The sequence below is a fragment of the Croceicoccus sp. BE223 genome, assembly GCF_031457155.1.
Taxonomy (GTDB): Bacteria; Pseudomonadota; Alphaproteobacteria; order Sphingomonadales; family Sphingomonadaceae; genus Croceicoccus.
Genome location: NZ_JAVDWB010000009.1, coordinates 1 through 24805 on the forward strand (window position 1 = coordinate 1; position 24805 = coordinate 24805).

Sequence of the window (24805 nt, forward strand, 5' to 3'; positions counted from 1 at the left end):
CTGGTGGTGTTCCGAGACCCGCTGTCTAACCAGCTCGCACGTGCCTGGGTCTATGCGACGGCGGTGACACGGCTCGTGCCGCCACTTTCGGATGAAGGTCGGTAGGGCGGCGCCGAAGCGCCGCCCGCGCCTGTCAGAAGAAGTCGATCTTGTCGGCGATGATCTCGCAGCCGTAGCGCGTGACGCCGTCCCGATCCTCCCAGCTCGAGTAATGGAGTCGGCCGGTGATGGCGACGACATTGCCCTTCTCGCGGGTAGCGGCCGCCTTGCCGAGACCGTTGAAGCAGGTGACCTTGTGGAACTCGGTCTCCTTGGCGGTGTAGCCCGTGGCTTCGTCGACGAAGGTTTTGCCATCGCGGAGCTTCACGCGGTCGGTCGCGACGATGATCGTGGTGACGGCACCGCGCGTATCGGGATCCTTGACCACCCGGCCGGTGATGTTGACGTTGTTCATGGAACCTGTCCTCCTTGGGTCCAGCGGCCTTCCCGCCAGTGACACCGAAGAGCGGCGTGCGGGTGCGCCCCACACCGGCGCGCGAAGCGCGCAAGGGGAACCCTGGAGCGAGCTGGCGCGGGCAGCCGCGAAGCGGCAACACGGGCGAGCGGAACGGGTTGTGGGGGGCGGCCGTCTCGTCGCAGGTGTCGGGAACAGGCGAAGGAAGGTCGTGGACACTGAGGAGGCGTGGGTCCTCCAGGCAACGATCAGCCGGACTGGGCGGGCGAGCTCAGGACGTGCGGTCGATCTGCCCTACGCGCCGTGAGTCGAACGCAGCCAGCCACTTTGTGCGGACGACGTCGTAGAGGCCGGTGGGCAGCAGGCCATAGGCGACGTTGCGATCGGGGTTGCCAGGCACCGGGCGAAGGTCGGGCCCGGGCCACTCGAAGCGATTGGCTTCGTCGAGGACGATCCACGAACGGACATCGTCGAGGCCGAGGCGGGCCTTGGTCTTGGCCGGGATCTCGACGGCGAGACGCTCGTCGGAGGGCGGGGTGTGCGTCACCGGCAGGACCGTGACCATCTGCCGGCCGTCCTTGGTGGTCGTCGCCAGCAGGACCGCGCAGGGCCTGTCCTTGCTGCCTTCCTCGGCGCCGGTCCTGGCTTCATGGCTCCAAAGGAACGAGTAGCGGATGACGAGGCCTGGAACCGGAACGGGTGCCGGCATCAGTGATCCCGGAGCTCATCGTCGAACGCCGCGGCCTCGGCCGGCGCACGTGCTGCGGCAACCGCGGCGCGGTCCTCGTCGGTGAAGTCGCCGAGCCCCAGCACCTCGCGATCGCGGCTCTTGAGCCGCCGGTATTCAGCATGCGACAGAAGGACGAGGCTGTCGTGGCCGTGATGGGTGATGGTGATCGGCGCCTCGAGCGCCTGGCGGCTGATGCGGCCGAACGACTTGGACGCCTCGACGGAACTGACGGACTGGGGCATGACGATCCTCCTATCCGGAAAGTACGGAGTTTCCGGAGAAAGTTCAAGAGCGGCGCGCCGGTAAGCAGGAACAGGGCCCGCTTCGCCAAAAGCGAAGCGAACCCTGTTCAAACCCGCACCCTGGCGCGGGGAGGTAGCAGGCCTGTCTCAGTCGACCGTCTCAGGCTGGCGGCGACGACGACCGCCGGCCGCAGGCTCGCCACCGAACCCGCCTTCGGCGGAGGATTCGCCCAGGCCGTCCGCGCCGGCAGGCGCGGCAGGCTCTTCGGCACCCGGCAGCGGCGGCAGGCCGTCATCGGTAGTGACGGTGTCCGTCGGCGCATCGCGGCGGCGCGTCGGACGCGACCAGACGATGTTGTACGAGCCGTCCTCCTGGCGGAACGCCGAGATGTAGAGCGGCTTGTCGAGGCTGGGGTCCTCGATCTTGCCGTTGAGGAAGGTCTCGCCGGTCGAATTGGACGAAAGCTCGAAGAGCGCGCCGACCTGGACCCACTGGCGCGCGGCCGAGAGGGCAAGAATCTCGAACTTGGGCGCGCGCGGGTTGGCGGACTGGACGGTGCGCAGCGCGATGACGATCGCGACGGTCAGCGTCGAGATCTTGCCGGTGTAGGTGCCGCTGGCGTTCTGGGTGATGGTGCCGATGTTCATGGGTCGTCTCCTTCGAGAAAGTTCGCTCGAACCCCTTGTCCGAACACCTTCTCTGACCCCCTCAGCTCCTCGGCCATTCGGCCGAGTAAGGCGCGCCAGCGCCGCTCCGACGAGCGCCTCTTCGGCGCCGTCGGGTCGTTCTTCATCGTTCATTGGGTGCGTGAGCGGATCAGCTTTCGATGTTCTGCGCCTCGGCAGGCTGTGCCTTGCGGCGTCCGGTCTGCTTGGGCCCAGCAGGCGCGGCGTCCGCGCTTGCCTTGCGGCCGCGGCGCGGCTTTGCCGGCTCGGCAGCCGGTGCCTCCGCTTGCGCCCCGGCCGCGTCGGTCGGTGTCGCAGTCGCCTTCGGCTTGCGGCCGAGACCCAGCCGCTGCGCGACTTCGCGGCGCTGCGCGGAATAGCCCGGGGCAACCATCGGATAATCAGGCTTGAGCCCGTAGCGCGCGCGATAGTCGGCCGGAGTGAGACCGTGACGGCCAAGATGGCGCTTCAGCGACTTGTACGGCTTGCCGTCGATCATCGACAGGATGTGATCGGGCGACGCCAGACTCTTGCGCGCGGTGACGGCCGGCGTGAACGCGGGCTGTTCGGGAGCGGGCTCCTCAGCTGGCGCTTCGGGCGACTTCGCGATGCCGCTGATGGCGGCGTGCGTCTTAGCGATGAAGTCGGGCACATCTTCGGGTCGAAGATTGTTGTGCGCGACATAGCTCGCGACGACCTCGATCGTCATCGCCACAAGATCGTTCTCTTCCGCCATCCTGAACCTTTCCTCGAGAGGAAGTGCCGCGGCGCTCGCCGGCCTCCACTATCCCCGAGTGTATCGCCGCGTCGACGGAGCACAACGGCGTATCTGCGATCAGAACCTGAGCGGCGCCGGCATTGCCAGCCATTCGGGCTGATCGGCAGCGATCGGCATGTCGAACTTGGCGGCCTCGGCCTCACTGAACACCGTGGCGTTCATGAGACGGCCGAAGCCGTGGTCCTTGTTCCAGAAGCCGAGGCCATGCTCGGGGTCACGGGCCGCCAGTATGAACCCGTCGGCACCTTCGTCGAGTGCACGGGCGACGGCGCGATCGAGCAGCAACGTGGTGTGGCCGTATTCGATGGCCGTTGCGGTGATCGCGACATAGCCGCCACCGAGCTCACCGGCCCGGAGCTTGTCAGCATCGCAAGCGAACTCGAACCCGAAGGGCAGGACCGACTGCGCACAGCGCTGGATCAGACTGGCTGCGACCTCGACGCCGAACTGCTCGCCCGAGAAGAAGACGACGACTTGGCCGGCCTCGTCCGGCGCTCCGATATCGACGTCGAAATCGAGGACCGGATAGTGCCCGTCCGGGAAGAGGTCGAGCAGGCCGTCGAACGGGCTGAGCTCGGTGCGGGGGAAGAGCGCGGCGAAGTCGTCGCCCATTCCGAGATAATGCGCCTCGAGCGCGTCGAGGCCGACGCTTGCGTCGCCGATCAGCTCGATCGCGCCGATCACGCGCTGGAGAAGGTCAGCCTCGGCCAATGTTACGGCAATGCCGAAGGCGGCCTTGGTGTAGCTATTCGACATGGGCGCCCTCCAATGGTGCGAGTTCGCCAAGGGCGGTTGAGGCACCGCACACCACCAGTGGGGGCACGCTGAAGTCGGCTGCTGCGAGATGCGCCAGTACAGCCTCTAGCGAGCCGAGCGCCTCGATGTTCGCGCGTCCGATCACGACCTCGTCATCCTCGGTGACGAGGTAGGAGATCGCGGAGCCGTCGCCGACCGCGACCACGCGCTCGGGGCCCCATTGTCCGGAATAGCCGCCGCACCAGCGCACGAAGGGCAGCTGTTGCGCGAGGCACCAAGCCTCGAGATCGTCGAAGCTGCCGCCGGCGACCTCGTGCGCAAAGAGCTTGAGCGGCTCACCGGCGACGTGATGGTGCGGCTCGAAGGGTTCGCCGTCCCATTCGATGGCAAGACCTTCGCTCGCGATAATCTCGGCAAGGTCGTCGAAACCGGCAGCGTCGAGCGTGCCGCCGATTGTGATGGACGCGGAAACGCGATCGGCCATGGGGACCTCCTGTGGTTGAACGGTGTAGGGGCGCACGCAGCCGGTCGCCCGCGTGACGTCACGCGGGCGCCGATCTCTGGACTGCATGGATGCGCTAGTGGATGGAGCCGAACAGGTTCCGTTTGGCGGCCGCCTGATGCCGGCCATCCTTGATGCCGATCGTCGCACGCATCTCGGCGGTTAGTTTGTCGGCAAGATCGGCCGGGACGATGGCGTGTGGCGCAACGACCGCAATCGCGGCCTCGGCGGTCAGCAACTCGCCGGGCTCGGTGCCGATCCAGATGAGCGCCTCGCCCTCCTCAGGCTCTTCGTCAGTCGCGAAGAAAACCTGCGCGAAGAAGGTCTGGAGGGGGCGGTCCCAGCCGATCGTGACGCGCACCACGCCGGCGCCGTCGGGTCTGGGCTGGAGATCGTGGCGGCTCATCGCGTCGTCCTCCGGATTCGATGCTGGACGTGGCGCGCAGCCCCCTCTGCGCTGCTGATCGCCTTACCCGCAGCGGACGCGGCTTGGCGCGCGCCGGCCTGTCGCAACAGCGTACGAGCTTCTCGGAGCCGCTCAACTGCAATCGCTATGGCCTGACCATGTTCGGGCGTGGCCGGGGTGATCCGACGCATGATCGTCCTCCGATGATGAGAATGGGAGAGGATCAGTCGTCCTCGGGCAGCAGGATCGTCATGACGCGCGTTGTGACATCGGGATCGGCCGGGTCCTCCGATCCCCATTCGAGCGAGCGGTCGTAGTAATCGATGACGAAGCGGATGATGCGGCCCCGGACGAGGACCTCTCCGCGGCGACGGTCCGCTCCATCCTCGAGCGTGAAGCGATGGAGCCGGACGGCAGCGAGAAGTTCGACCTGGGCGCGAAGCTCGTCGTCGAGCCCGCCCGCGCCGGCGAGCGCAGCAAGGCAGGAAGCAGTGACGACTATTCGGGCCTCGGAATCGAGGCCTTGCCGGCACAGGTCGTTGAGCGCGGCTATGCGAGATGATCGGTCGGTCAAGGTCGGGATGTCCGCCATGGCGTGACTCCTGCTCGGATTAGAAGATTGGCAGCATGGGATGCTGGACGGGAAGCGCCTTGGGGTAGGGCAGTCGCGGAAGCGCGCGACCACGGCGCCGCGCCTCGCGGGTAAGCTCGAAACAATAGGCGAAGAGCCCAGCTTGGCGGTGCGCGACAAGGTGGCGCTCGCGCTGCAGGCGCCATAGCCAGCAGCGCGGGTCCTCGGCGATGCCAGGCCTCGGCAACCCGAGCGCGACCAGTTGCTCGACTGCGCCGGCCTGCCCCTGTTCGCCGAGGCGGATCTTGGAGAGCGTGCGCCCAGATAGCGTGACGTTGCCTGCGCGGAGCACTGTTCTCGGCCTCGTGACTGCTCGGTGAGCGGCAGACAGCGCACAATAGATGCGCCCGATATGACCCGCGCCAGGATCGCTGTACGAGACGACGGCATCAATCCCCGGTCGCTCGCGCCGCAGGTGACGGAAAGCGCGGGCGACGAAAAAACTCTCGCCGTTTTGCGGAACGGCATCGGTCAGGATCAGGCGCGCGAGGACGCAGCCGCGAGCCGGATCGTCGAAGCCGGTGTGCCGCGTTATCACCGCGCCCGTCGTTGGGACCGCGAAGACGGCGACGCTCTCGAGGCGCGCCACGCCACCGAAAAGGCCGACCGCGACCTGCGCGGCCGGGTAGGTCGGCAGGTAGTGGTGCTTTGCGATGAAGGCGCGTGCGAGCGCATGGTCGATAACATCGACGCTATAGGCCTTGGGATCGATCAGGGTGAGATCGCGCGCCCACAAGGCGCGCCGCTCCCGCCATCGCTGGCTGCGGTCGGTGTGCATGGAAGGGGCCGGTAGGTCAGGCGAACAGCCGCTCGGGGGTGTGGACCGCTGGCGAGAGACGAAGATCGCGGCGGAGCTGCTCGGCAAAGCGGTCGGGCGCGAGCAGCGCCGTGACCGAGGCAAAGCGGTTGCGCTCGCCACAATAGTCCTTGCGGCCGCTCACTCGGCGGTAGAGCACCTCGCGATCGTGGCCGAGCCCTCCCAGCGAGAGCTGCACATAGACCTCGTCGCCATGGAGCGTGACCTCGCCCGAGACGGCGGGGCCGCCCTTGTTGGAGCGGACCTCAAATGTGTCGGCGTCAAGCCCGAGCGCATCGGCTAACTGCCGCAGGGCGGTGCGGCCTTCCTGGTGAAAGGTGCGCTTCGCGGCCTCGTCATAGGCAACGCCGCGAATGGCGAGGGTCCGCAGCACCGGGTGGCGGCGGATCTCGGCGATCTGGTCTATGCAGGTGCGGCGCAGCTTCAAACTGTCGGGACAGCTCGCGCAGACCGCGCCGAGATGCCGGACCAGAAGAATGACGGCGGGATCGGCCTCGGCATCCTTACCGGCATTGCGGCAATCGGTGATCGCGGCACCTATCGCGTGGAGCGTTGTGGCAATGGTGGTCAGCGCGCTGGGATCGAGCGCCTGCTGGTGGCGCATCGCGACGTCGTAATTCATGGGGAAGCCTCCGGTCTCAAGCGCTCATCCGCTCGACCCGCCCCTCCCCCTCCTCTCTGTCCGCGGTCAGCGACCGCGGGACCGCGGCCCCGGGCCGATGACGGGCAAAAACGCTGCCGACTGCTACTATGGGTGCTTCATCAGCCTGACCGGCTGGTCGTGCCTACGTGACACAGAGTTCCAACAAATAGACCGGTGGCATCGGTATGTGGCTGGTGACCCTGCCCCGCTCGGAAGGAAGGTCAGATCCTGGGACTTACCGGTCGTTCCAAATGGCCTTCGCGAACGGCGGCCTTCGTCAAGATCGGACGTTCGCGCGTGATCGCCCCGGCGGCGAATTACCAGCACATAGCCGCTTCCAGACAGGCAGCTCTTGGACGAGATATTCGCGAAGCAGACATTCGAGGTAGGGCTTTCCGCTTAGGCCGGGAGGATCTGGCGTGGGCCTTTTACGGTCAGCGTTTGTCCGGTGACCTAACGCGAGTGCCGACATCGTTTAGCAAGAGCTAATGGCCTGCTCACAATAGACCGTATCGGCATCACCGAAGTCGAAATTTCAAAACGCTGGACTTCCCGCGCCACGCGTTCGACGCCTAGTATGCTGCGATGAGGTTTATCGCCGACGGTCCGGAACTACCCGACGAACTGCTGACCGCGCGTGACGCTGGACAGGTCCTGTTCTTCTGCGGAGCGGGCGTCTCACAAGCTGAGGCACACCTGCCGAATTTTCCCAGCCTCGCTGGCCGGGTGCTCTCCTCTCTGGGTTCCGCCCTCGACAGCCCGGCCAGACGACTGTTCTCGGCGAGCCAGGACTTCGAGAAGGCGACCGGCCTGACCGGCGTCGTCGCCACCGACCGGATCTTCGGTCTGCTAGAGCAGGAGTTCTACCCCGAAGAGGTGCGCCAGGCTGTGGCCAAGGCGCTGGTCCCTCCTCAGGGGTATGGGCTCGGCGCACATCGTACCCTGCTCGACCTGTCACGCGATCCGGCGGGCGTAGTCAGGCTGATCACCACCAACTTCGACCGGCTGTTCGAGGATTGCGACTCCGGGATCGGCTCGTTCAATCCGCCGCATCTGCCCGATCCTCGGCGCCCGACGGACTTCAGGGGCGTCATCCACATCCATGGCCGCGTAGATGCAGAGTATAGCCGCGCCTGCGACGACGAGTTCGTTCTTTCGAGCGCCGACTTCGGCCGGGCGTACCTCGCGGATGGCTGGGCAACCCGTTACATCCAGACGCTGCTGCAGCGCTTCAAGATCGTGTTTGTCGGGTATTCGGCGGACGATCCGCCGGTCCAGTATCTTCTCGAGGCGCTCAGCCGGGAGGAGGACAGGCCCAACGACCTCTACGCCTTCCAGTCAGGCAGCGTCGACCAGGCCGCCGCGCAATGGAAGCACAAGGGCGTGCAACCCATCCCATACGACAGCGCCAACGGCCACTTCGCGCTCTGGGAGACCTTGCGGGCATGGGCGGACCGAGCGCGCAACGTGGACGCCTGGCACGAGAGCGTCATCGCTATGGCGGCCGCCGGCCCGGCCGCCCTCCAGCCCCACGAGCGGGGGATCGTCGCCCACCTCGCGGCGACGCGTGACGGCGCCCGGCGGCTGGCGGACAAGGGAACGCCTCTTCCGGCGGAATGGCTCTGCGTCTTCGATCCGAAGAGGCGCTACGCGCCTCCCGGCCCGCGCGACCCTCACGTTGAGGGAAGCGAGCGCGTCGATCCTTTCGACTCACTAGGTCTCGACTCGGATCGACCACCACCGCCGACCGATCCCGACGACAGGTTCTCCAGCCGCGAGGCTCCGGCGGACGCTTGGGATCTGCTTGCCGCTACCGAAGCCGATCGCGAGCGGCTGGCACCGGACGCGACGGGTCGGCTGCGGGGCCCGGATGCCGGCCGGCCATCGAAGCTGCCGACCCGCCTGTGGCATCTGGGAGCGTATCTGGTCCGCGTCGCCCACGAGCCGGCTGCAGTCTGGTGGGCAACGCACCAGCACGGTCTGCATCCGGACGTCGTGTCGCATCTCGAATGGTCGCTGCGCCAGCAGCAGGATCGCTTTCCGGCGAGCATCCGCGAGGCATGGCGCCTGCTCATCGCCGCGTGGCGCACCGACCCGCTAGACCCCAACCGCCAGCGCTACGCCATCGAGGCGGTGGTCGCCCAGTCGGGCTGGTCGACGGCGACGGTCAGGTCGACGATCGACATGTATCGTCCGCTGCTGACCGTCGAGCCGCCGATCCTCGCCCGACTGCCTCCGGGCAAAGAGGAACGGACGATCAAGAACGTCCTTCGACCGGACGTGAAGTATCCGCGACCGCACGAGCCGCTCGTCATTCCGCCGGAGCATCTCGGCTATGCGCTCCAGCTCCTTCGAGCCCAGATCGAGCACGCTATCGTCCTCGAAAGAGAGATCGGCGGACATGATCGGATATACTTCGACACCACGCGGGCGGACGATGGAGAGCGGCCTGACGAGGACGGTTTCCAACTGACCGGCCTCCTCGCGACATTCGTAAACATGATGGTCCGCCTGGCAGAGGCCGACCGCGCGGCGGCGAGGGAGGAGTTCGGCCGCTGGCCGGCCGGTTCGAATCCGGTCTTCGAACGCCTCCGGATCTGGGCGGCTGGCGAGCCCGCGATCCTCGATGCGGATGAGGCCGCCGAGGTTTTTCTGTCTCTGGACGACGAGTCGTTCTGGACCAATCAGCAGGAACGGGACCTGCTGTATGCATTGCGCGACAGATGGGCGGAATTGGATGCGAATAGTCGACAGGATCTAGAGCGCCGCCTGCTAACAGGCTCGTTTCCCTGGCCGGAGTCCCGCGACGATCTCGCCAGGATCGCAGCCCACTACCGTCTTAACCGCCTTCAGTGGCTGAGCGGTCAAGGCGTAAAATTCGGCTTCGACCTGGAAGCCAAGATGACTAAACTGCGCAAGGACGATCCCGATTGGGAGACCAGGTTCGCGGATCGCACGGCGCAGCCGAACGTAGGCAAAGTCCGCCGCATTCCGACCGACACCGACCACACTCCGCTGGAGGGGCTCCCGGTCGGAGAGGTGCTGGCCGCAGTGCGCGAAGCCTCAGGCCGCGACTTCGAGACCTTCATCGACCACCGGCCCTTCTCCGGGCTGGCCGAAAGGCGTCCCGTATTCGCGCTGGCGGTACTGACCGACGCCGCACGCAAAGGTGAGTTTCCGGCGCGGGAATGGGCCGCTCTCCTTCATGAAACCGCCAAGTGCGAACCCAACCAACGCCTACTGACCGCCATCGCGGTGCGGCTCGCCAAGCTCGGGACCGAGAAGGTCGCGGAGCTGCGGCATCCCATCAGCGAGTGGATCCGCGACCGCGCCACCTGGCTGCTGACCAACCTTCCCGACGTGTTCCAGGCAGTGTGGGACTTGCTCGTAGCCGCGTTGGCGGCCCACCCGCCGAAGGACCGGTTCAGACGGGCGGACGCCGGATGGGTCGATGACGGTCTCAACCAGCCAGCCGGCCGCATGGTCGACGCCCTCTTCAAGGATGCGTCGAAGGTAGACTTCAATTCAGACAAGGGGCTGCCCACCGAGTGGAAGGCCCGGCTCGATCAGCTCCTTGCGCTCCCCGGCGACGCGCGTCGGCACGCGATCGCCATGACGGCGCCGCACTCGAACTGGCTTTACTTCATCGACCCGGACTGGACCGAAAGCCGATTGCTGGCGGTCGCTGACAGAGACGATGCCGACGCCCAAGCCTTCTGGGGAGGGTATTTCTGGGCGGCCCGGACGCCGCAGCTCCCGCTCTACACTCGCCTCAAGCCTGCCTTCATCGCGCTGGCGAGATCGGGTTCGAAGCGCCGGGACCACGCCAACAAGCTCGCCGGAATGCTGCTCGCAGGCTGGGCCGGCAGCGACGACCCCGCCGAAGAGGACGCGCTCATCCCTGATGTGGAACTGCGCGAGGTGCTGATTCACGGCGACGACGAACTGCGGACCCAGATGCTGTGGTATCTTCAGCGGTGGTCGAACGAGCCCGACTCGAGATGGGGCGACCGGATCCTTCCCTTCCTCGAACGCGTGTGGCCACGGCAGAGGTCGGTCCGGACGCCGCAGACTTCCGGCCGGCTGGTCGACATGGCATTGGCCATCCCGGATAAGTTCGTCGAGATCGTCAATGTGATCCTCCCACTCCTTGATGCGGTTGCGGGATCGTCTGTGCGGATGGGCCACTTTATCGACCTGGAAGAAGGGATCGCCTCCCAGCATCCGCGCGAGCTGCTCGACCTCTTGTGGAAGGTCCTTCCCGAAGATGCATGGCTCTGGCCATACGAGACACGTCGAACGCTCGACGCGCTCAAGGCGCAAGAAGTCGTCCGAGATGATACGAGGCTGGCCGAGCTCTCCCGGCGCGAGCAGAACAGGTAGCTATCCCAGCGCCACGAGAGACGCCCGTCGCGGCCGATCTCCAACGGAAACACGGCTGTAAGCGGATTACCGGGCAGCTCGACGTCGCAATGATCTCCGAAATCGCCGATGGCGCCAGCGCCACGGTGTTTCTCGCCGGTACGCGGCCACCTAGTCGTGGGCCTTGGACCAAGCGTTTCCGTTCTGCTTGGCCTCGACCTTGATGGACTCCACTCGGTAAGGCGCGCAGGCGACGATCTCGACGGCGTCGGGATCGAAGATTGCTATGTTGAATCCGCGCTTCTCTCCGTCGTCGCCGAAGTGACTCTTGTAGCCGATCGCGTCGTATCCCGCGCTCTGGAACAGCTCGGCCAGTATCTGGGTCGGCGCATATTCGGCGCGGTCGTCGGTCGACGTGACTGGTTCCGAAAAGGCGTTGTCGATGTCGATCCAGACCGCCTCCTCCTTTTCTGCCGCCGTCAGATCCGGGCCGCCCATAACATGCCGGAACACTGGCCCGGCGAACGAGGTCCTGCCGTGGCCCTTCGTGCGGTCGAGCGCCCGAATAGGCCTCAGCAGCCGGCACCAGGCAAGCGATACGTCTGCGCCGATCCAGGGCCTCACCTCCGATATCGCCGTCTCGACGGTGGTGCCCACGTAGAGCGCAGGTATGCCGGTAGGGTTCGCTCGTCCCTCACGGGCGCGATCTGTGAGGGGCTTCATCCGCTTGGCTCCGAATCCGACAGTCTCCTCGCCCGTCCAGTTGCCGTCCTCGTCCTTCCGGTCGAGGAAATCGACGCCGAGCTGCGCGCGGTAGAAGGTCCGCCCCTCCTTGAAGTGCACGTCCCGGTCGTGGATCGTCGCGAGCACCGTCTCCAAAAAGGCCCTTTCCTCATCGCTCCAGACGTAGCGGCCGGTGAACCGGACGTGCCGCGCGAAGCGCGAGAAGCTGTCCCACCGCGCGAACTCCGCAGCCCTATTCTCGCGGTCCGCCATGCCCATCTCCCGATCCTCGCGTCGTGCCAGCGCCTTGTATTTGAAGTGCGCCCGCCCGCTCCTAAATTCGAGCGATGACCGTTCCGGACCCGACCTACAACCTCTCCGCCTTCGCTGATCGCCTCTTCGCCGAGAAGCGGCTTCTCCCGCTCGCGAACCAGATCCGGCGCGCGCGCGACCTCCATTCGCTGTCGACCGATCTCGTGACGGCAATGGAGAGCATCGATGCGCTGGAGGCGGAGCTGACCGTTCCGGCCGATCCCGACGACCACCGCAAGCTCATCACGGAGTCCGCGCTGCTCAACAACGCGCTCGTGCTCTACGTCCGTGCGACCAAGACAGAGTCGAAGGAACGAGGCGGCTTCGATCTGCGAACCCGCTTCGGCGACGAGGAGAAGATCGTCCACAAGGAGCTGAGCGATCTGCGCGACAGCGCGATCGCCCATTTCGGCTCCGGCGGAAGCTACCGCGGCGAATGGCAGGCCGAGCTAGTCATCTTCCAGTTCAGCGGGGCGGAAGCAAAGGTCGGCGTGGTGACCAGGCGGCAGACCGTGGATCGAAACCTCGTCCGGCGCGCCCGCCAGCAGATCGAGACCGCGTTGAACCTAATGCGTGCGGTCTACTACGAGAAGCTGGCAGAGATCACCGCCTCGATCGAGGCGGAGGCCGCCGCCGACGCGAAGTTCTCGGAAGAGATTCACCGCCACCCGCTTAATCTAGACCTCTTCATGAAGTCGGCCGATGCCGCCGATGCCGCGCGCGGATCGTTCGGCTCGGGCTACGCGATGGGCAGCGTGAGCCACCGCTAGCCCCTGCGTCCGAGGCTGGCGACCTCGGCCGCGCCATCGGCATTGGCAGGCCGACCTGCTCGCCTTCGTCGAGGGCTGACCAAGTGATCGCCGCTATATGTAGGCTGTCAGCGAACTTTTCGGATGTCCGCTTCCGGGTTGCGCCAAGTCGGCGAGCTATGACCGGAATTAGGGCGCGCTGCTGCCTGACCGATCAAAGGGATAGGAATGGCGGGTTCCGGCAGGAGCGGCCATTCACGCGCCTGCCGTGGAACGGCTTAAGTTGGTCACAAACTGACCTTGCAGCACCTGCCTGGAACTGTTTGACCGCGGTGCCGGCGGCTCGGTACCGTGCTGCGCGATGGGTGATTTGTTGGCCTTCGACCGGCGCGATCTGCAGCTCGACTCTGGCGCGGCGCTGCTCTCGGGGTTTGCGCTTCAGTTCGATCGGGCACTGCTGGATGCGGTAGCGGCGATCGCGAGCGCGGCGCCGTTCCGCCACTTGGAGACGCCTGGGGGGCGGCGCATGTCCGTGGCCATGACCAATGCCGGGAGGCTCGGCTGGATCTCGGACCGGCGCGGGTATCGCTACGGCGACACCGATCCTTTGGGCGGAGTCGCCTGGCCGGCGATGCCGGCGCTCTTTCGCCAGCTGGCGAGCGACGCTGCGGCGGCGGTGGGATTCGACCGGTTCGAACCCGAAGCATGCCTCGTCAACCGCTACGAGCCAGGCGCGAAGCTGTCGCTCCACCAAGACCGGGACGAGCGCAATCTCGACCAGCCGATCGTGTCGGTGTCCCTCGGCGTTGATGCGATCTTCCTGTGGGGCGGGCAGATGCGCGGTGACCGCGTCCGCCGATTCACGCTCCATCACGGCGACGTGGTCGTTTGGGGTGGGCCGGCGCGCCTCACATATCATGGCGTCGATACGCTCGTCCGGGCCGCACATCCGCTGACGGGAGAGCTCCGCTACAATCTCACCTTCCGCCGGGCCGCCTGATCACGTCGCACTCACCGAATTGACGGGTGCGTTTGTTCGTGGTATGTTCCGCTTGCGCAGGAGATTGTCGATGCTAACCGAGCTTTTCCGCAGCCGCTTCGATGTAGACATCACGTTGCGCGACGCCGCACTCGATGCCGAGAATCGGCCGACCCGACGCATGATCGCGAACGCCGCGATCGGGATGCATGTCGAGGACGCTTATTATTCGACCCGCGAGCTGCGCGAGGCGGTGCGCTGGGTTCATGAAGGCGTGCCGGCGGGCAAGCTCAAGCTCGCTGCGATCCTCGCCAACAACGGCGCGGACGATTTCCAGCGCTGCCTCTATTTCTGCCTCGCAGGTCGCGGCGTCGTCGGCATGCTCGACGATCTCGAATGGCTGGAGGATTTGCTTGAGCGACGCGGACGCGTGGCCGGTGAGCAGAAGCGTCTCAAGGCCTCGCTGATGCCGCTGACCAACCCTTATGTCGCCGACGCGCCCGACGGGCCGTTGGTGACGATGGATGGCGGCTTCGAGCAAGGTCCGTCCTGGTGGGCCGACCCGACGCTGTCGGCCTGAGTTCAGCGCTCGCAGGCTAGACGCTCGCCGTGTCGCCAGCGCGACGGCTCGATCCATGTGCCGGCAAACGCGCCCGCCCGCCGCGCGCGCGCTTGTGCGAACGCCGTTCGATAGCGTGTCGCGCGGTCGGGATCGTGGCGTAGATACTGGGTCTCGGGCACGGCGAGTCCGGCGCGTATGATCTGCTCGCCAAGGTCGCGACCATCGACGGTGACACTCGCCACCGGCCGCCCGTAGGAGCTGGTATGGTTCAGATGGATGGTGGCGGAGGTCGCGCGTAGCGCTCGCGCTGCGTAGTCCTGCGCGGCCTTGCCGCATCGCCAGCAGCCCGATGTCTTCCGGCAGAGCTGGCGCCGCTCGAATGCATCGACGCCGAGCAGCCGAAAGTCGACCGCGACCGTATCGCCGTCGAGCGCCCGTGCCTTGGCGTCGAAGCGCTGGGTGACCGCCGGCGCGCTGGGGATGGCGCAGGAGACAACCGCGAGCGCGAGAAGGACGATGCGGCGCATCAGGAGACCATCTCCACTTCGACATGGTCGCCCGCGACCGTCGTCGTGCAAACGCGGAAGGGCTGCAGCGGGTTTGCGGTCCGAACGATGCTGACGCGGCCCGGCCGCTCGTCGAACAGGCGCGAGGCGACGCGGTTGGCGTTTTCCCGGCTGCATAGTAGCAGCCGCTTCGGCGAGAAGCCGGGGCTCAGGACAAACATGACAAATCCTCTTCGGAGGGCATGATAGTGGCCAGCGCGCTCAGGCAAAGATCGTCTTGTGGACCTTGGTCACCGGCACGATCTGCCAATCCAGCTCCATGAACCGGGTGATGCGGTAGCGACCGTGCGCATCCGGTGCCCGGAAGCTGAGCCTTCGGCCGCGCTTCTCTACGATGAACTCTTGGCCGACATGGCCATCGGTGAAGCTGAGCGGCGCGGCCAACCTGATCCGGTCGCCATCCGCGACCGTGCGCGCTCGTCGTGCGAGGTTCGCCGCACAGCGGCGGCGCCAGTCGCGCGCATGCTCATTGTCGGTTGGGCTCAGCAACGTGAGGATGGTCTTCGGACAATGGTCCTCACAGGGACCCATCGTCTCCGTCATGTCCTTGTAGCCGAACTGTTCCCCGGTCTTGCTGTTCGGGTTCCATAGTACCTTGCAAACGATCGCGAAGATCTCGCCGCCGGTGCCGTTGGTCATAACCTGGGCAGCGGCATAATAGGTGCGGTTCAAGGGGCATGCGGAGGCGAGCACCCGAAGGCCGGCAGTGCCCCCCTCGACGGCGCGGCTGTAGGTGAATTGGTCGTCGAGATAGGCCTTCGCAGACGCGTGTCCGCCCATCGACGTGAACGGCATGGTGAGCCATCCCATGGCTGGTCTCCTGGCTTGGGGGTGGGCGGCTAGGCGGCCTCGGCGAGGATCTCGACAACTGCGGAACCGCGTTCGTCCTCTACACCGCTCGCCTCCGGGCCGAAGCCACGCAGGTAGTTAAAGGCTTGTTCGGCCTTGGACGCGGCATGGATGATCGCGGTCTTGTCGGCGCGCAGGATGCCGAGCCAGTGAGCGACGTAGCTCGCATGATTGTCGTGCAGCTCGTTTGGCAGGCCTAGATGCGCGCAGACAAGGCCGCTGCCGATCTCGGCAACGAGCTCCTCGAAGCTGTATGCCTGGTCACCGAAGCGTTTGCCGAACGTGCGCGCGAGCCGCGCCGTGCCGCCTGACCAGTGCGTCGTCTCATGGGCGCGGATCGAGGCGTAATGGTCCATCGTCCGGAACGAGCGCTGGTGCGGCATCTGGATGTAGTCGAAGGTCGGGTGGAAGAAGGCGCGGTCGCCGCCATGGCGAACCTCGGCCGGGATCGCCGCGAAGAATCCGTCAATCGCGGTTTGGCGCGCCGAGGAGTCGGCCGGTGTGGGATCCTCGTCGCCTGGATAGAAATAGGCCGGCAGCCCGTCGATCTGGTCGGCGTTGAAGACGATGTAGTGCCGCAGGAAGCGGATGCTCTTCTCGGTCTCGGCGCCGGTGACCGGATGGGCCTCCGTTTTCTTGAAGCTCGAATAATAGACCGAGAGCGAGCCACGCTCACCGCGGCGGACATTGCCACCGAGCGCTTCTGCCTGGCGATAAGTCATCCAATAGCGCGAGCGGTAGCCGTTCGCGTCCGCGATTGCCCAGAGATAGAGCGTGTTGATGCCGGTATAGGGCGTGCCGCAATGCCGGAGCGGGCGCCCGCCGGCCCCGATGACGCGCCACGGGCGGCTCCACGGCGCGACACCCTCCTCGAGCTTGCGGATAATGAGGTCGGTGATCTCGGCCGCGACATCGCGGCTCGACTTGGACTTGGCGGGCATGTCGGTGGACTCCAGTCGCGGAACGAGGAGGACCGCCGGCGCGAAGGGCGCCGACGGTCAGTGGGGAAGTGGCAGTCGAAGACCGATCAGGCGGCGATCGGCTCCGGCGTGTCAGCGTCGTCCGTCAGGAGCTGCTCGCCCGCAGCCTCGTATTCCTCGTCGAGCATAGGATGGTCCGGCGAGATCCCGTCCGTCTGGGTCTCCTCCTCCCCGCCCTCCGTCGGGTCGACGGCCGGAGCTGCGTCGCCGTCGAGAAAGCGCATCGCATTGGGCACCCAGGCAAGCGCAGCCGTCTTGACCTCGGGCTCGACGATCGACTCGCCCGCGAAGAGTTTCTGGCAGCTTTCCGAAATCTCCGACTTCTTGAGCGAGGCATGACGCGCGGTAAGCGCCGGCCCGCCGACATCGTGCAGCAGGCTGAGAATGCTGCCTTTGTTGATTCGATCGAAGAAATTCTCCGATGTCGGCCGCCACCAGCCCGCCACGTCGACTTCGAGGATCGCAGCCATGCAGTTGTGGAGGGGGATCTGCTCGTTGGAGTAGCCGGGCTTCGCCTCGAGCGAGAGCGCGACGATGTAGGCGAGCCAGTTGGCCTTGCTGTCATCGTCGAGCGCGCGGAACGCCTCGAACCGGTCGACCTCGCTCTCGTGCTCGGTCCAACCGGCATCGAGGCCGTCATGCGCCTCGGCGAGATACTCGCGGGCCCGGGTGGACGGCATGTTGCCGGTCGCCGGATCCTGCGGTCCGCTCGCGCGGATCGTCGTGCCGTACTTGGTCGAGTTCAGACCATAGCGGCCGGGGGAGCTAGTGCGCGCGTCGACCATGACGAACAGGGCATAGTCGAGCGCCAGCGCCGGCTGGGCAAGCAGGCAGGAGGCGAGGATGTCGCGACGCTGGATCGCAAGCTCGTCGTAGAGCCGGGCACTGAGCGGCTTCCCGCCGGGGGCCACCGCCTCGGGCCGGTAGGTCGGCTCGGACGGCCCGGTGCCGCCGATGCGGAAACCGCCGCTCGCGCCGCGGTCGCCGCCCTCGCTGTCGCCGTCCTCGCCGGCCGCGTCGTCATCGCCGGGCCGCTCGATGAGGATCTCCTGCTCGCTGTAATATTGCGTGTCGAGCCGCATCTCGCCCTGCGGCGTCAGCAGGAGAAAGGCGCCAACGTGCGGCTTCAGTGCGTCCGGCAGGACCGGCGCCCGGTTCTCGATAGCCTCGGCCTCGGCGATCAGACGATCGTCCTCCTGGTCGAGCGCCTTGAACGCGTCTTCGGACAGCTCGTCGTTCTGCATTTCGGCCTCGAGCACGCCCCGCCGCTCCTCGATCTCGGCGAGCCGGGTGGCCTCGTCCTCGGTTAGCGCGGGCGGCTGCAAGATCGCGCGGTAGAGACCATGGGCGGCATTGTGCGCGTAGTTGCTGGCGATCGGCCGGATCCACGCGAGGCCGGTCTCCTCGCCGATGCGCTTGGCCTCGGCTTCCATGATCTCGCCGGCGAGACGGTGCGCGATCTCGGGATTGACCCAGCGATCGTTGCCGTCGGTGAAGAGATCGCCATCGACCTTGCCGCCGGCGTCCCGGTAGCGATCCTCGCCAACGAGGATCGCGATCGGATCGTTGGCCTTGAGCGTCTCATTGGCGATAACCCGGCGGATAGTGTCGGCCGTGACATGACTGTGCTGGTAGCTCGTCCAGACGAGCAGCTGCTTCTCATGGCTCTCGGTCGAGGCATAGGCCTTGGCGATGTCGAGCGTGATGTCGCCCTTGCTCAGCGCCTCGAAGATCGGCTCGGCCAGCGATGCCAGGCGCAGCCGACCCTCGACGAACCGACGGGTGACACCGAAGCGCTTGGCCACTGCGTCGATGTCGCCGCTGTTGCCGATGAAGTGCTGAAAGGCGCGGCATTCCTCGGCGGGGGTCATTTTGAGCTGGTGGAAGTTCGTGGCGGTCGAGGTTTCGGAGAGCTCGGCATCGTCGCCGGTCAGCACCATCACCGGCACGTCATAGTCGGCGTCGGAGATCGACCCGCGCTCCGCGAGCAGGCGCAACGCGCGCCAGCGACGGCCGCCGTCGAACACCTCATAGGTGCCGCGCGGCTTCTTGGCCGGCGTGACCAGCAGGTTCTGGAGGACGCCCTTGGCCTCGATGCTGGCGGCCATGGGCTCGATCTGCAGCTGCTCGTCAGGCGCGGTGCGGACGTTGATCGGCGAAAGGCGAAGCTTGTTCAGCTTGACGGTCTGGATCACTGGGGTAACTCCTCGTGGCATCCGGCAATCTCCGGACACCTCTCCCGACCCCCCTTCCCTCTTTCTGCGTCAGGACGCCCCGGAGTCGCCCTTGCTGGCGCGCCACAATCGTGCGCGACACGCGCAGGCGAGCTGTGGCAGGTTCGCCGCGACAGTTCCCAGGACTTGCGCCTGTCTCAGGGCATGTCCGCTCGCGCGTACTGATGAAAGGAGAGCCAGGTGGCCGACACGAGCGTCCGGTTCGAACGGGGTAGCTGGGAGTGGGTCCCGGATCGCGAGGCCGTATCCTTTTTCGGGGAGACGGATCTTGGCGCGGTCGAGTTCCTGATCACCAGCGAGGCGCTGATCGAGCTTCTCAACCCCGATCTCGAGGCGGTCGACAGCGAGACCGCGATCGAGATCTTCATCGAATTTGAGGATGATATCCACCGGATCGCCCGGCGCGAGTTCGTGAGCCGACTGGGTGGGGAACCGCCGATCCTCCTCACCGCGGCAGACGTCGCCGGATAGGCGCACGCGTCGAAGGGCACTGATGGCGATCACATGCGGAAACGGCCGAGGGCCGCTACTTCGGCGTTCGCAGCGCGATTGGGCGACGGGCGACCGCTATCGGGCGGCGGTCAGCTCGGCGAAGCGGGCGCTGCAACGCTTGGTCAGGTCGAGCGCCCTCAGCGCCCGCAGCGCGCTGACATGATCATAGTCGCGGACCCGGTAGCGCCCGGCCATGACGGCGTTGAAGGTCTTCACCATCGTCGCCTTGGGGTCGACGGCTGCTAGCGGTTTCTCGTCAAGAAAGGTGCGGCGCGCGGTCAGATAGACGAAACCCTCCAAGCCAAGCAGTGAGATCACCAGCTGGCCGATGTCGAGTGCCACCAGCCGAAGAGTCGAAGAAGCGGCGAGTGCCTGGCGGTGGCTGAAGGCGAGCGGCTCACCAACCCTGACAGGTACCAGAGCAGGCACTGTTCGCTCGCCCGTGCGCATGATCCACCTCTCCAGCGTCGGTGCAAGCTCCGGCGCCTCTGCCGCGGCGCGGAGCCCGGGTGAGGCGATGCCCTCGCGATGAACGATACAGTCGCGCGCGAAGCGGAAATAGCGATAAACCGCCCAGACATCGGAGATGCGGGTCCGGCTCGCGCCGAGCCGCGCGTAGAAGCGGTCGACCTTGTCCTCAACGCGGTCGTCATCGAAAGACTCGGCCTCGCTCCCATCGCCTTGACCCGTTCCGGAGAAGTCGCGCCAGCTCGTAAGCTCGGCGTCGATCTGCTCCAGGAACAGGTCGAACGCCGAGAAGGCGCGTGACACGCCAGCCTGGCCGAGGTCTCGGACCGCGAGGGCGAGATCGTCGCCCACGTTGTTCCAGTCCGGCATCCCTCCCCAGAGATCGGCGCGGGCGTCCACGCGCTGCTTGATCGCAGCAACACTGACGCCCGCTTCGAGCTCGTCGGCAAGAAAGCCGAGCCCAATCGCCTGCATTTTCAGTGATCGGTTCAGCCGCTCGTGGAAGCGGTGGAAGCGAAGGATCGCCTCCGTATTCCCGGTTGTGATGTCCATGGTTCCTTACTGGTGCAGGCTTGCGCGACCATTCAAGCGCGCTTTGTGGTGGCGCCGCGACAAAGCGCACGAAGCTGGCGGTCCGTGGCTATGCAGGTGCTTACGCCGCTTCTCCCAGAACCCGATGGAGTGTCTCGCTCGCCGAGGACGCGGGGAGGAAGACGCGGGTTCGATATTGGATAACTTCAGTGAAGCACCCGATGGACTTGAGCCAAGCGAGCTGCTGGTGTGGCGCGCCGACAAGCTCGATCCGCGGCGAGCCGTTCACCAGCGAGCGTTTGATCGTCATCGGAAAGGGTCGCGTCAGATCGACGCTACGGCCGGCCGCCGCAGACTTGACGATATCGGCGACCGGCATATTCTCGGCGCGGTCAATGCCGAGTTTCGTGAAAAGCTGCACGACATGCTCGTCGAACACGAGGCGTCCGAGCCAGCTGTTACCAGCTTTGTCGGCTATCCGATTAACCACCAGATGGTCGCTCGGCAGTGCAGACCAGATCGGGAGCAGCAACCCAGTCGCGAGGCGGATTGTCTCGGTGTCGACCTTGTTCGCCGCCGCCTCTGACTCTTCAAGCCACTTGGCCGAGAAAACGTCGCGCTCCATTGGCGTCCAGGCGCTTTCGAACAAGTCCTGCTCCCGCAGATACTCGCGGCGCGTGGGACGTATGAGTTCGAACCGGGGGATCGGTGTTCCCTCCTTCTCCTCCATTAGCGAGCGGGCGCGGGTCTGCAGCGCGACCTTTCCGGACTTGGCGTTGATCAGGAAGGTAGCAGTCGCATCGTTGTCGGCGATGTGGAGGATCCGGCCGAGAGAGACCGGCGTCCTGCGATGCGCGATCTCAATCGTAAGGAGATGCGAGGTCGCGCCGCTGACCGGATCGGTGCGCAGCAACGTGTCGTCGATGAGCGTCGCCGTATCGACCAGGATGGTTTCTACGCCGACATCAAGCCGGCCGGCTTCGCGTGCTGCCGAAACCCGCGTTTCGACGAGCGAGAGGAACTCGTCGAAAATCTTGTTCTGAAGCGCGATCGGCAGCGCCAAGATGCGGTTGAGCCAGCGCTGGATCGGCGGCATCTCGTCCTTCAACACGCCGTCCTTGTCGCAAAGCTCCAAACCGGTGCGCCGTTCGAAATCTGCATGGGAAACACTGGTCAGCTTGCCGGCGACGAGCAGGTGGAACCAGCTGACGAGTGCCGCACAGGCATATTCGCTTTCGAGATTGTCAGCCGGGTCAAACAGGTTCTGTCCGCCGGTCTGGCGTTGCCCCCGCGTGAGCGCACCAAGGCTGTCGAGCCGGCGGGCGATGGTGCTGGTGAACCGGAGTTCGCCCTTGCAGTCGGTGGTCACCGGGCGGAACAGCGGCGTGCTCGCTTGGTGCGTCCGGTGCGTGCGGCCGAGACCCTGGATGGCGCGATCGGCGCGCCAGCCGGGCTCAAGCAGCAGGTGGACCCGCTGCTCCTGGTTCACGACGTCGCGAGACGCATGGTATGATCGCCCCGTCCCGCCGGCATCCGAGAAGATGAGGACGCGCTTGCGGCCCTGCATGAAGGCGGCCGCTTCAGCCTGACTGGTCCGCATTGAGCGGGTCTCGAGCTTCTGTCGCCCATCGCCGGTCGAGACGAGCCTTTTGGTTCGCCCGGTCACCTCAGCAACGTTGTCGTGGCCAAACTGCTCGAGGAGGCCGTCGAGCGCGGAGGTGATGGGTGGAAGAGCGCACAGTTGCTCAATCAGCTGCGCCCTCGCCGCCTCGGCCTCGGGATTGTAGACCGGGTTGCCGGCCTCGTCCTCCATTGGGGTCGAGCGCTGAGTACCCGTATCATCGGTGAACACCCGCATCTGCCGCGTCGGGAAGGCGCGCTCGAGATAGTCGATGACGTATTCCCGCGGGGAAAGATCGATCTCGAGTTCAGCCCGCTCGTCGGGGCTCAGTGCGTTAAGCCGACGATCGAGGATCGACTCCGCTGTCGTCACGAGCTGCAGCACTACGGACTGGCCGTTTGCCAAATGGTCACGGACTGCGGCGATCACGGTGGGTAGCTTCATCGACAGGAGGACCTGGCCGAAGAAGCGCTGCTTGGTGGACTCGAAACGTGAGCGCGCCGACGCCTTGGCGCCGCTGTTCAGCGTGGTGTTCTCCAGCCCGTCGACAATGCCGGTGAGCTCGAGCGCGCGCTCCATGTTCTGGTGTATGATAGACCAGGCGTCGGCGTAGGTATCATAGATTTCCACCTGCGCGGGCGTCAGCTCGTGGCGCAGGATGTCGTATTCGACGCCAGCGAAGCTCAGCGCCCGCGCCATGTACAGGCCAGTGGCCTTGAGGTCGCGCGCGACCAGCTCCATCGCCGCGATGCCGCCCTTGCGAATGCCGCTGATGAACTGCTCGCGATCGGCGAAGGCAGTCTCAGGTCCCCATAGGCCCAGTCGAACGGCGTATGCGAGATTGTTGACGTCGGACGCCCCGGTCGCCGAGGCGTAGAGCACGCGCGCGCCGGGCAGCTGGTTCTGGAGAAGGACGCCGCAGATGCCTTGCTGGGATCCGTCCTTGGCGCCGAGAGCCCCCTCCCCGCCCGCGACGCCTCCCATCTCGTGCGCCTCGTCGAACGCAATTACGCCCTCGAAGCCTGCCCCAGCCCAATCGACGATCTGCTTAAGCCGACTGTGGTCGCTCCGTATCGAGCGCAGCGTCGGGTAAGTGACGAGTAAGACGCCCTGGTCGAGCTTGATCGGCTCGTCGATCTTCCAGTTGGAGATAGACTGAATGTCGCCGCTTAAGCCGCCGAGCGCGGTCCAGTCGCGGCGCGCATCTTCGAGAAGCGGTGCGTTCTTGGTCACCCATATGTTGCGGCGACGACCCTGGAGCCAGTTGTCAAGGATGCAGGCAGCGATCTGGCGACCCTTCCCGGCGCCGGTGCCGTCGCCAAGGAAGAAGCCTTTGCGATAGGCATCGCCGTCCTCGACGAGCGTGAGCCCGACACCCTCCTTGTCGGGCTTGAAGCGCCCCGGGATGGTCTGCGACCAGGCATGGCCTGCATAGACGATGGTCTCGAGCTGCGAAGCGGACAAGAGACGCTCGGCGACGGTTCGCTCGGGCAGAGCCGGACGGTAATGGGGAACGGGAGCCGGGATCGATCCCATCGCCACCGACTCAACGAGTGGCGTCGGGTGCTCACCGGCGGTGGCGAAGACGATCCGACTTGGCCGGTACGGAAGGTAGACCCCGGTCTGGTCGAGGAGCGGCGCGGGCGGGTCGAGCTTCTGGTACTCGACGGGCAGGACGTCGTTGCGGACGGGTGCGTGGTAGGCACGCGGTTCGGGACGACTGCTCTTGACTGCGCGAAACATCGAGATGCCGCTCGACCGCTTGGGCAATGGCGCCGCCGGATCGACGTGAACCTTCGATCTTTGGGGAACGGCCAGAACGGCCAGCAGCTCGTCGATCGAGGAGCGCTGGATCAAGGCGGGTGGCGCCTTGCCCGGAACCTTGTCGATCACGAAGAGGCGAACCGCGATCGATGTCCCGTGCTTCAGATAGCACTTTTCCAAACGGATGGCGGTGTGGACAGTGACGTCCCGCAACACCGTCTCGTAGAGATCGCGCATTCTCGCGCTTGGGCCGAACCAATCAGGCATGATCGTAACGAGACGACCGCCTGCCTGAAGGCGCCGTAGCGCCGCCTGCAGATGGCGCACCGCCGCGTAATCATCGGCGCCGCGGCCGAGCGACCGCGAGAAGGGCGGATTCATCAGGATTAGCGAAGGTCGATCTTCATTCGTCAGAGTCGAGTTGATCGTCGCTCCATCGTGACCGGTGATGGCGGCATCCGGGAAGATGTCAGCCAGGCGCGCGCGACGGATAGGATCGAGTTCGTTGAGCTGAAGTGCCGCATGAGGTCCGATCTGCGCGACCAAGAGGCCGTTGCCGGCGCTGGGTTCCAAGACCACGTCCTCCGGCTGAACGCTGGCGAGCAGCACAGCGACGGCTGCAATGTCGACGGGCGTTGAAAACTGCTGCCATTCGAGCTGCTCCTCGCTGCGCACCGTTTGGGTCGGAAGCCGGTCGGACAAATCGATTAGGGCGAGAATATCATCAGTGTTGGTCAGACATTTGGCGCCGGACCGTAGATGCAGCGCAAGCGCGTGCTCGAGCACTTCGAAGCTGGATCGCTGCGACCAGCGTCCGTCGGCATCCGAACCACCGTAAGCTTTTCGCATCACATCATTGAGCATTTGCCGGGTTATCGGCAGGCCCGACTTGAGTTGGGGTAGAAGCATGTGCGCTGCGCGATGGTCGGCGTGATCAACCGCGGTGAAGAGGTCGGACATGTCGGGATCTCCTGCGTAACTGCACCCT

24 protein-coding genes are annotated in these 24805 nt (G+C 65.7%); 5 read left to right on the forward strand and 19 right to left on the reverse strand.

The annotated features are described in order from the left end of the window. Positions 1–133 precede the first annotated feature (133 nt). From J2X37_RS15195 to J2X37_RS15245, 11 genes are all read right to left on the reverse strand, one after another. The gene (locus J2X37_RS15195; RefSeq protein WP_310022890.1) at positions 134–454 is read right to left on the reverse strand and encodes a single-stranded DNA-binding protein; all 321 of its coding nucleotides are present in this window, start codon (positions 452–454) and stop codon (positions 134–136) included. Between the two features lie 271 nt (positions 455–725). Further along, positions 726–1163 carry a hypothetical protein gene (locus tag J2X37_RS15200; RefSeq protein WP_310022892.1) on the reverse strand — a complete coding sequence of 146 codons (438 nt, stop codon included), beginning with the start codon at positions 1161–1163 and terminating at the stop codon, positions 726–728. Continuing rightward, positions 1163–1426, reverse strand: a complete 264-nt coding sequence (locus J2X37_RS15205) for a type II toxin-antitoxin system Phd/YefM family antitoxin (RefSeq protein WP_310022894.1) — start codon at positions 1424–1426, stop codon at positions 1163–1165. The genes J2X37_RS15200 and J2X37_RS15205 overlap by 1 nt, the downstream gene beginning before the upstream one ends. Positions 1427–1573: 147 nt before the next feature. Continuing rightward, entirely contained in the window at positions 1574–2074 is a 501-nt protein-coding gene (locus J2X37_RS15210; protein WP_310022897.1) for a DUF736 domain-containing protein, read from the reverse strand. Positions 2075–2243: 169 nt separating this feature from the next. Further along, complete coding sequence (locus J2X37_RS15215) at positions 2244–2801, reverse strand: MucR family transcriptional regulator (protein ID WP_310022899.1); 558 nt, start codon at positions 2799–2801, stop codon at positions 2244–2246. Positions 2802–2927: 126 nt separating this feature from the next. Further along, positions 2928–3581 (reverse strand): hypothetical protein, encoded by a 654-nt coding sequence (locus J2X37_RS15220; protein WP_310022901.1) that lies wholly within the window; start codon positions 3579–3581, stop codon positions 2928–2930. Positions 3582–3615: 34 nt separating this feature from the next. After that, on the reverse strand, positions 3616–4110 hold the full coding sequence (locus tag J2X37_RS15225; protein ID WP_310022903.1) for a hypothetical protein: 495 nt from the start codon (positions 4108–4110) through the stop codon (positions 3616–3618). Between the two features lie 94 nt (positions 4111–4204). Then, a complete protein-coding gene (locus J2X37_RS15230; protein ID WP_310022905.1) occupies positions 4205–4534 on the reverse strand; it encodes a hypothetical protein in 330 nt (109 codons plus the stop codon). A 223-nt stretch (positions 4535–4757) separates the two neighbouring features. Further along, positions 4758–5126 carry a DUF3768 domain-containing protein gene (locus J2X37_RS15235; protein ID WP_310022907.1) on the reverse strand — a complete coding sequence of 123 codons (369 nt, stop codon included), beginning with the start codon at positions 5124–5126 and terminating at the stop codon, positions 4758–4760. Between the two features lie 19 nt (positions 5127–5145). Further along, positions 5146–5943 carry a hypothetical protein gene (locus J2X37_RS15240; RefSeq protein WP_310022909.1) on the reverse strand — a complete coding sequence of 266 codons (798 nt, stop codon included), beginning with the start codon at positions 5941–5943 and terminating at the stop codon, positions 5146–5148. A gap of 16 nt (positions 5944–5959) precedes the next feature. Continuing rightward, entirely contained in the window at positions 5960–6604 is a 645-nt protein-coding gene (locus tag J2X37_RS15245) for a hypothetical protein (RefSeq protein ID WP_310022911.1), read from the reverse strand. A gap of 606 nt (positions 6605–7210) precedes the next feature. Between J2X37_RS15245 and J2X37_RS15250 the strand changes: the two genes are divergently transcribed. Next, a complete protein-coding gene (locus J2X37_RS15250; RefSeq protein ID WP_310022913.1) occupies positions 7211–11008 on the forward strand; it encodes an SIR2 family protein in 3798 nt (1265 codons plus the stop codon). Positions 11009–11158: 150 nt separating this feature from the next. Here J2X37_RS15250 and J2X37_RS15255 read toward each other — a convergent pair whose 3' ends face one another. Next, positions 11159–11983, reverse strand: a complete 825-nt coding sequence (locus J2X37_RS15255) for an RES family NAD+ phosphorylase (RefSeq protein ID WP_310022915.1) — start codon at positions 11981–11983, stop codon at positions 11159–11161. 74 nt (positions 11984–12057) lie between these two features. Between J2X37_RS15255 and J2X37_RS15260 the strand changes: the two genes are divergently transcribed. The 3 genes from J2X37_RS15260 (at position 12058) to J2X37_RS15270 (ending at position 14330) form a co-directional block, all read left to right on the forward strand. Continuing rightward, positions 12058–12792 (forward strand): hypothetical protein, encoded by a 735-nt coding sequence (locus J2X37_RS15260; RefSeq protein WP_310022917.1) that lies wholly within the window; start codon positions 12058–12060, stop codon positions 12790–12792. Positions 12793–13132: 340 nt separating this feature from the next. After that, entirely contained in the window at positions 13133–13771 is a 639-nt protein-coding gene (alkB, locus tag J2X37_RS15265; protein WP_310022919.1) for a DNA oxidative demethylase AlkB, read from the forward strand. 70 nt (positions 13772–13841) lie between these two features. Beyond that, the gene (locus tag J2X37_RS15270) at positions 13842–14330 is read left to right on the forward strand and encodes a hypothetical protein (RefSeq protein ID WP_310022921.1); all 489 of its coding nucleotides are present in this window, start codon (positions 13842–13844) and stop codon (positions 14328–14330) included. A gap of 2 nt (positions 14331–14332) precedes the next feature. On the opposite strand, the gene J2X37_RS15275 is transcribed toward J2X37_RS15270, so the two are convergent. The 5 genes from J2X37_RS15275 to J2X37_RS15295 all read right to left on the reverse strand — a co-directional run bounded on the left by J2X37_RS15275 (position 14333) and on the right by J2X37_RS15295 (position 18902). Then, the gene (locus tag J2X37_RS15275; RefSeq protein WP_310022924.1) at positions 14333–14839 is read right to left on the reverse strand and encodes a thermonuclease family protein; all 507 of its coding nucleotides are present in this window, start codon (positions 14837–14839) and stop codon (positions 14333–14335) included. After that, a complete protein-coding gene (locus J2X37_RS15280; protein ID WP_310022926.1) occupies positions 14839–15039 on the reverse strand; it encodes a hypothetical protein in 201 nt (66 codons plus the stop codon). Before J2X37_RS15280 ends, J2X37_RS15275 begins: the two co-directional genes overlap by 1 nt. Positions 15040–15079: 40 nt before the next feature. Beyond that, positions 15080–15688 (reverse strand): DUF6927 domain-containing protein, encoded by a 609-nt coding sequence (locus J2X37_RS15285; protein WP_310022928.1) that lies wholly within the window; start codon positions 15686–15688, stop codon positions 15080–15082. A gap of 29 nt (positions 15689–15717) precedes the next feature. Further along, positions 15718–16668 carry a zincin-like metallopeptidase domain-containing protein gene (locus J2X37_RS15290; protein WP_310022931.1) on the reverse strand — a complete coding sequence of 317 codons (951 nt, stop codon included), beginning with the start codon at positions 16666–16668 and terminating at the stop codon, positions 15718–15720. Between the two features lie 86 nt (positions 16669–16754). Beyond that, a complete protein-coding gene (locus J2X37_RS15295; protein ID WP_310022933.1) occupies positions 16755–18902 on the reverse strand; it encodes a ParB/RepB/Spo0J family partition protein in 2148 nt (715 codons plus the stop codon). A 219-nt stretch (positions 18903–19121) separates the two neighbouring features. On the opposite strand from J2X37_RS15295, the gene J2X37_RS15300 reads away from it, so the two are divergent. Beyond that, the gene (locus J2X37_RS15300) at positions 19122–19412 is read left to right on the forward strand and encodes a DUF1488 family protein (protein ID WP_310022935.1); all 291 of its coding nucleotides are present in this window, start codon (positions 19122–19124) and stop codon (positions 19410–19412) included. Positions 19413–19508: 96 nt separating this feature from the next. Here the strand turns inward: J2X37_RS15300 and J2X37_RS15305 are convergent, their stop codons facing one another. Beyond that, positions 19509–20453 carry a hypothetical protein gene (locus tag J2X37_RS15305; RefSeq protein WP_310022937.1) on the reverse strand — a complete coding sequence of 315 codons (945 nt, stop codon included), beginning with the start codon at positions 20451–20453 and terminating at the stop codon, positions 19509–19511. A gap of 100 nt (positions 20454–20553) precedes the next feature. Then, on the reverse strand, positions 20554–24777 hold the full coding sequence (locus J2X37_RS15310) for a strawberry notch-like NTP hydrolase domain-containing protein (RefSeq protein ID WP_310022939.1): 4224 nt from the start codon (positions 24775–24777) through the stop codon (positions 20554–20556). Between the last annotated feature and the right edge of the window lie 28 nt (positions 24778–24805).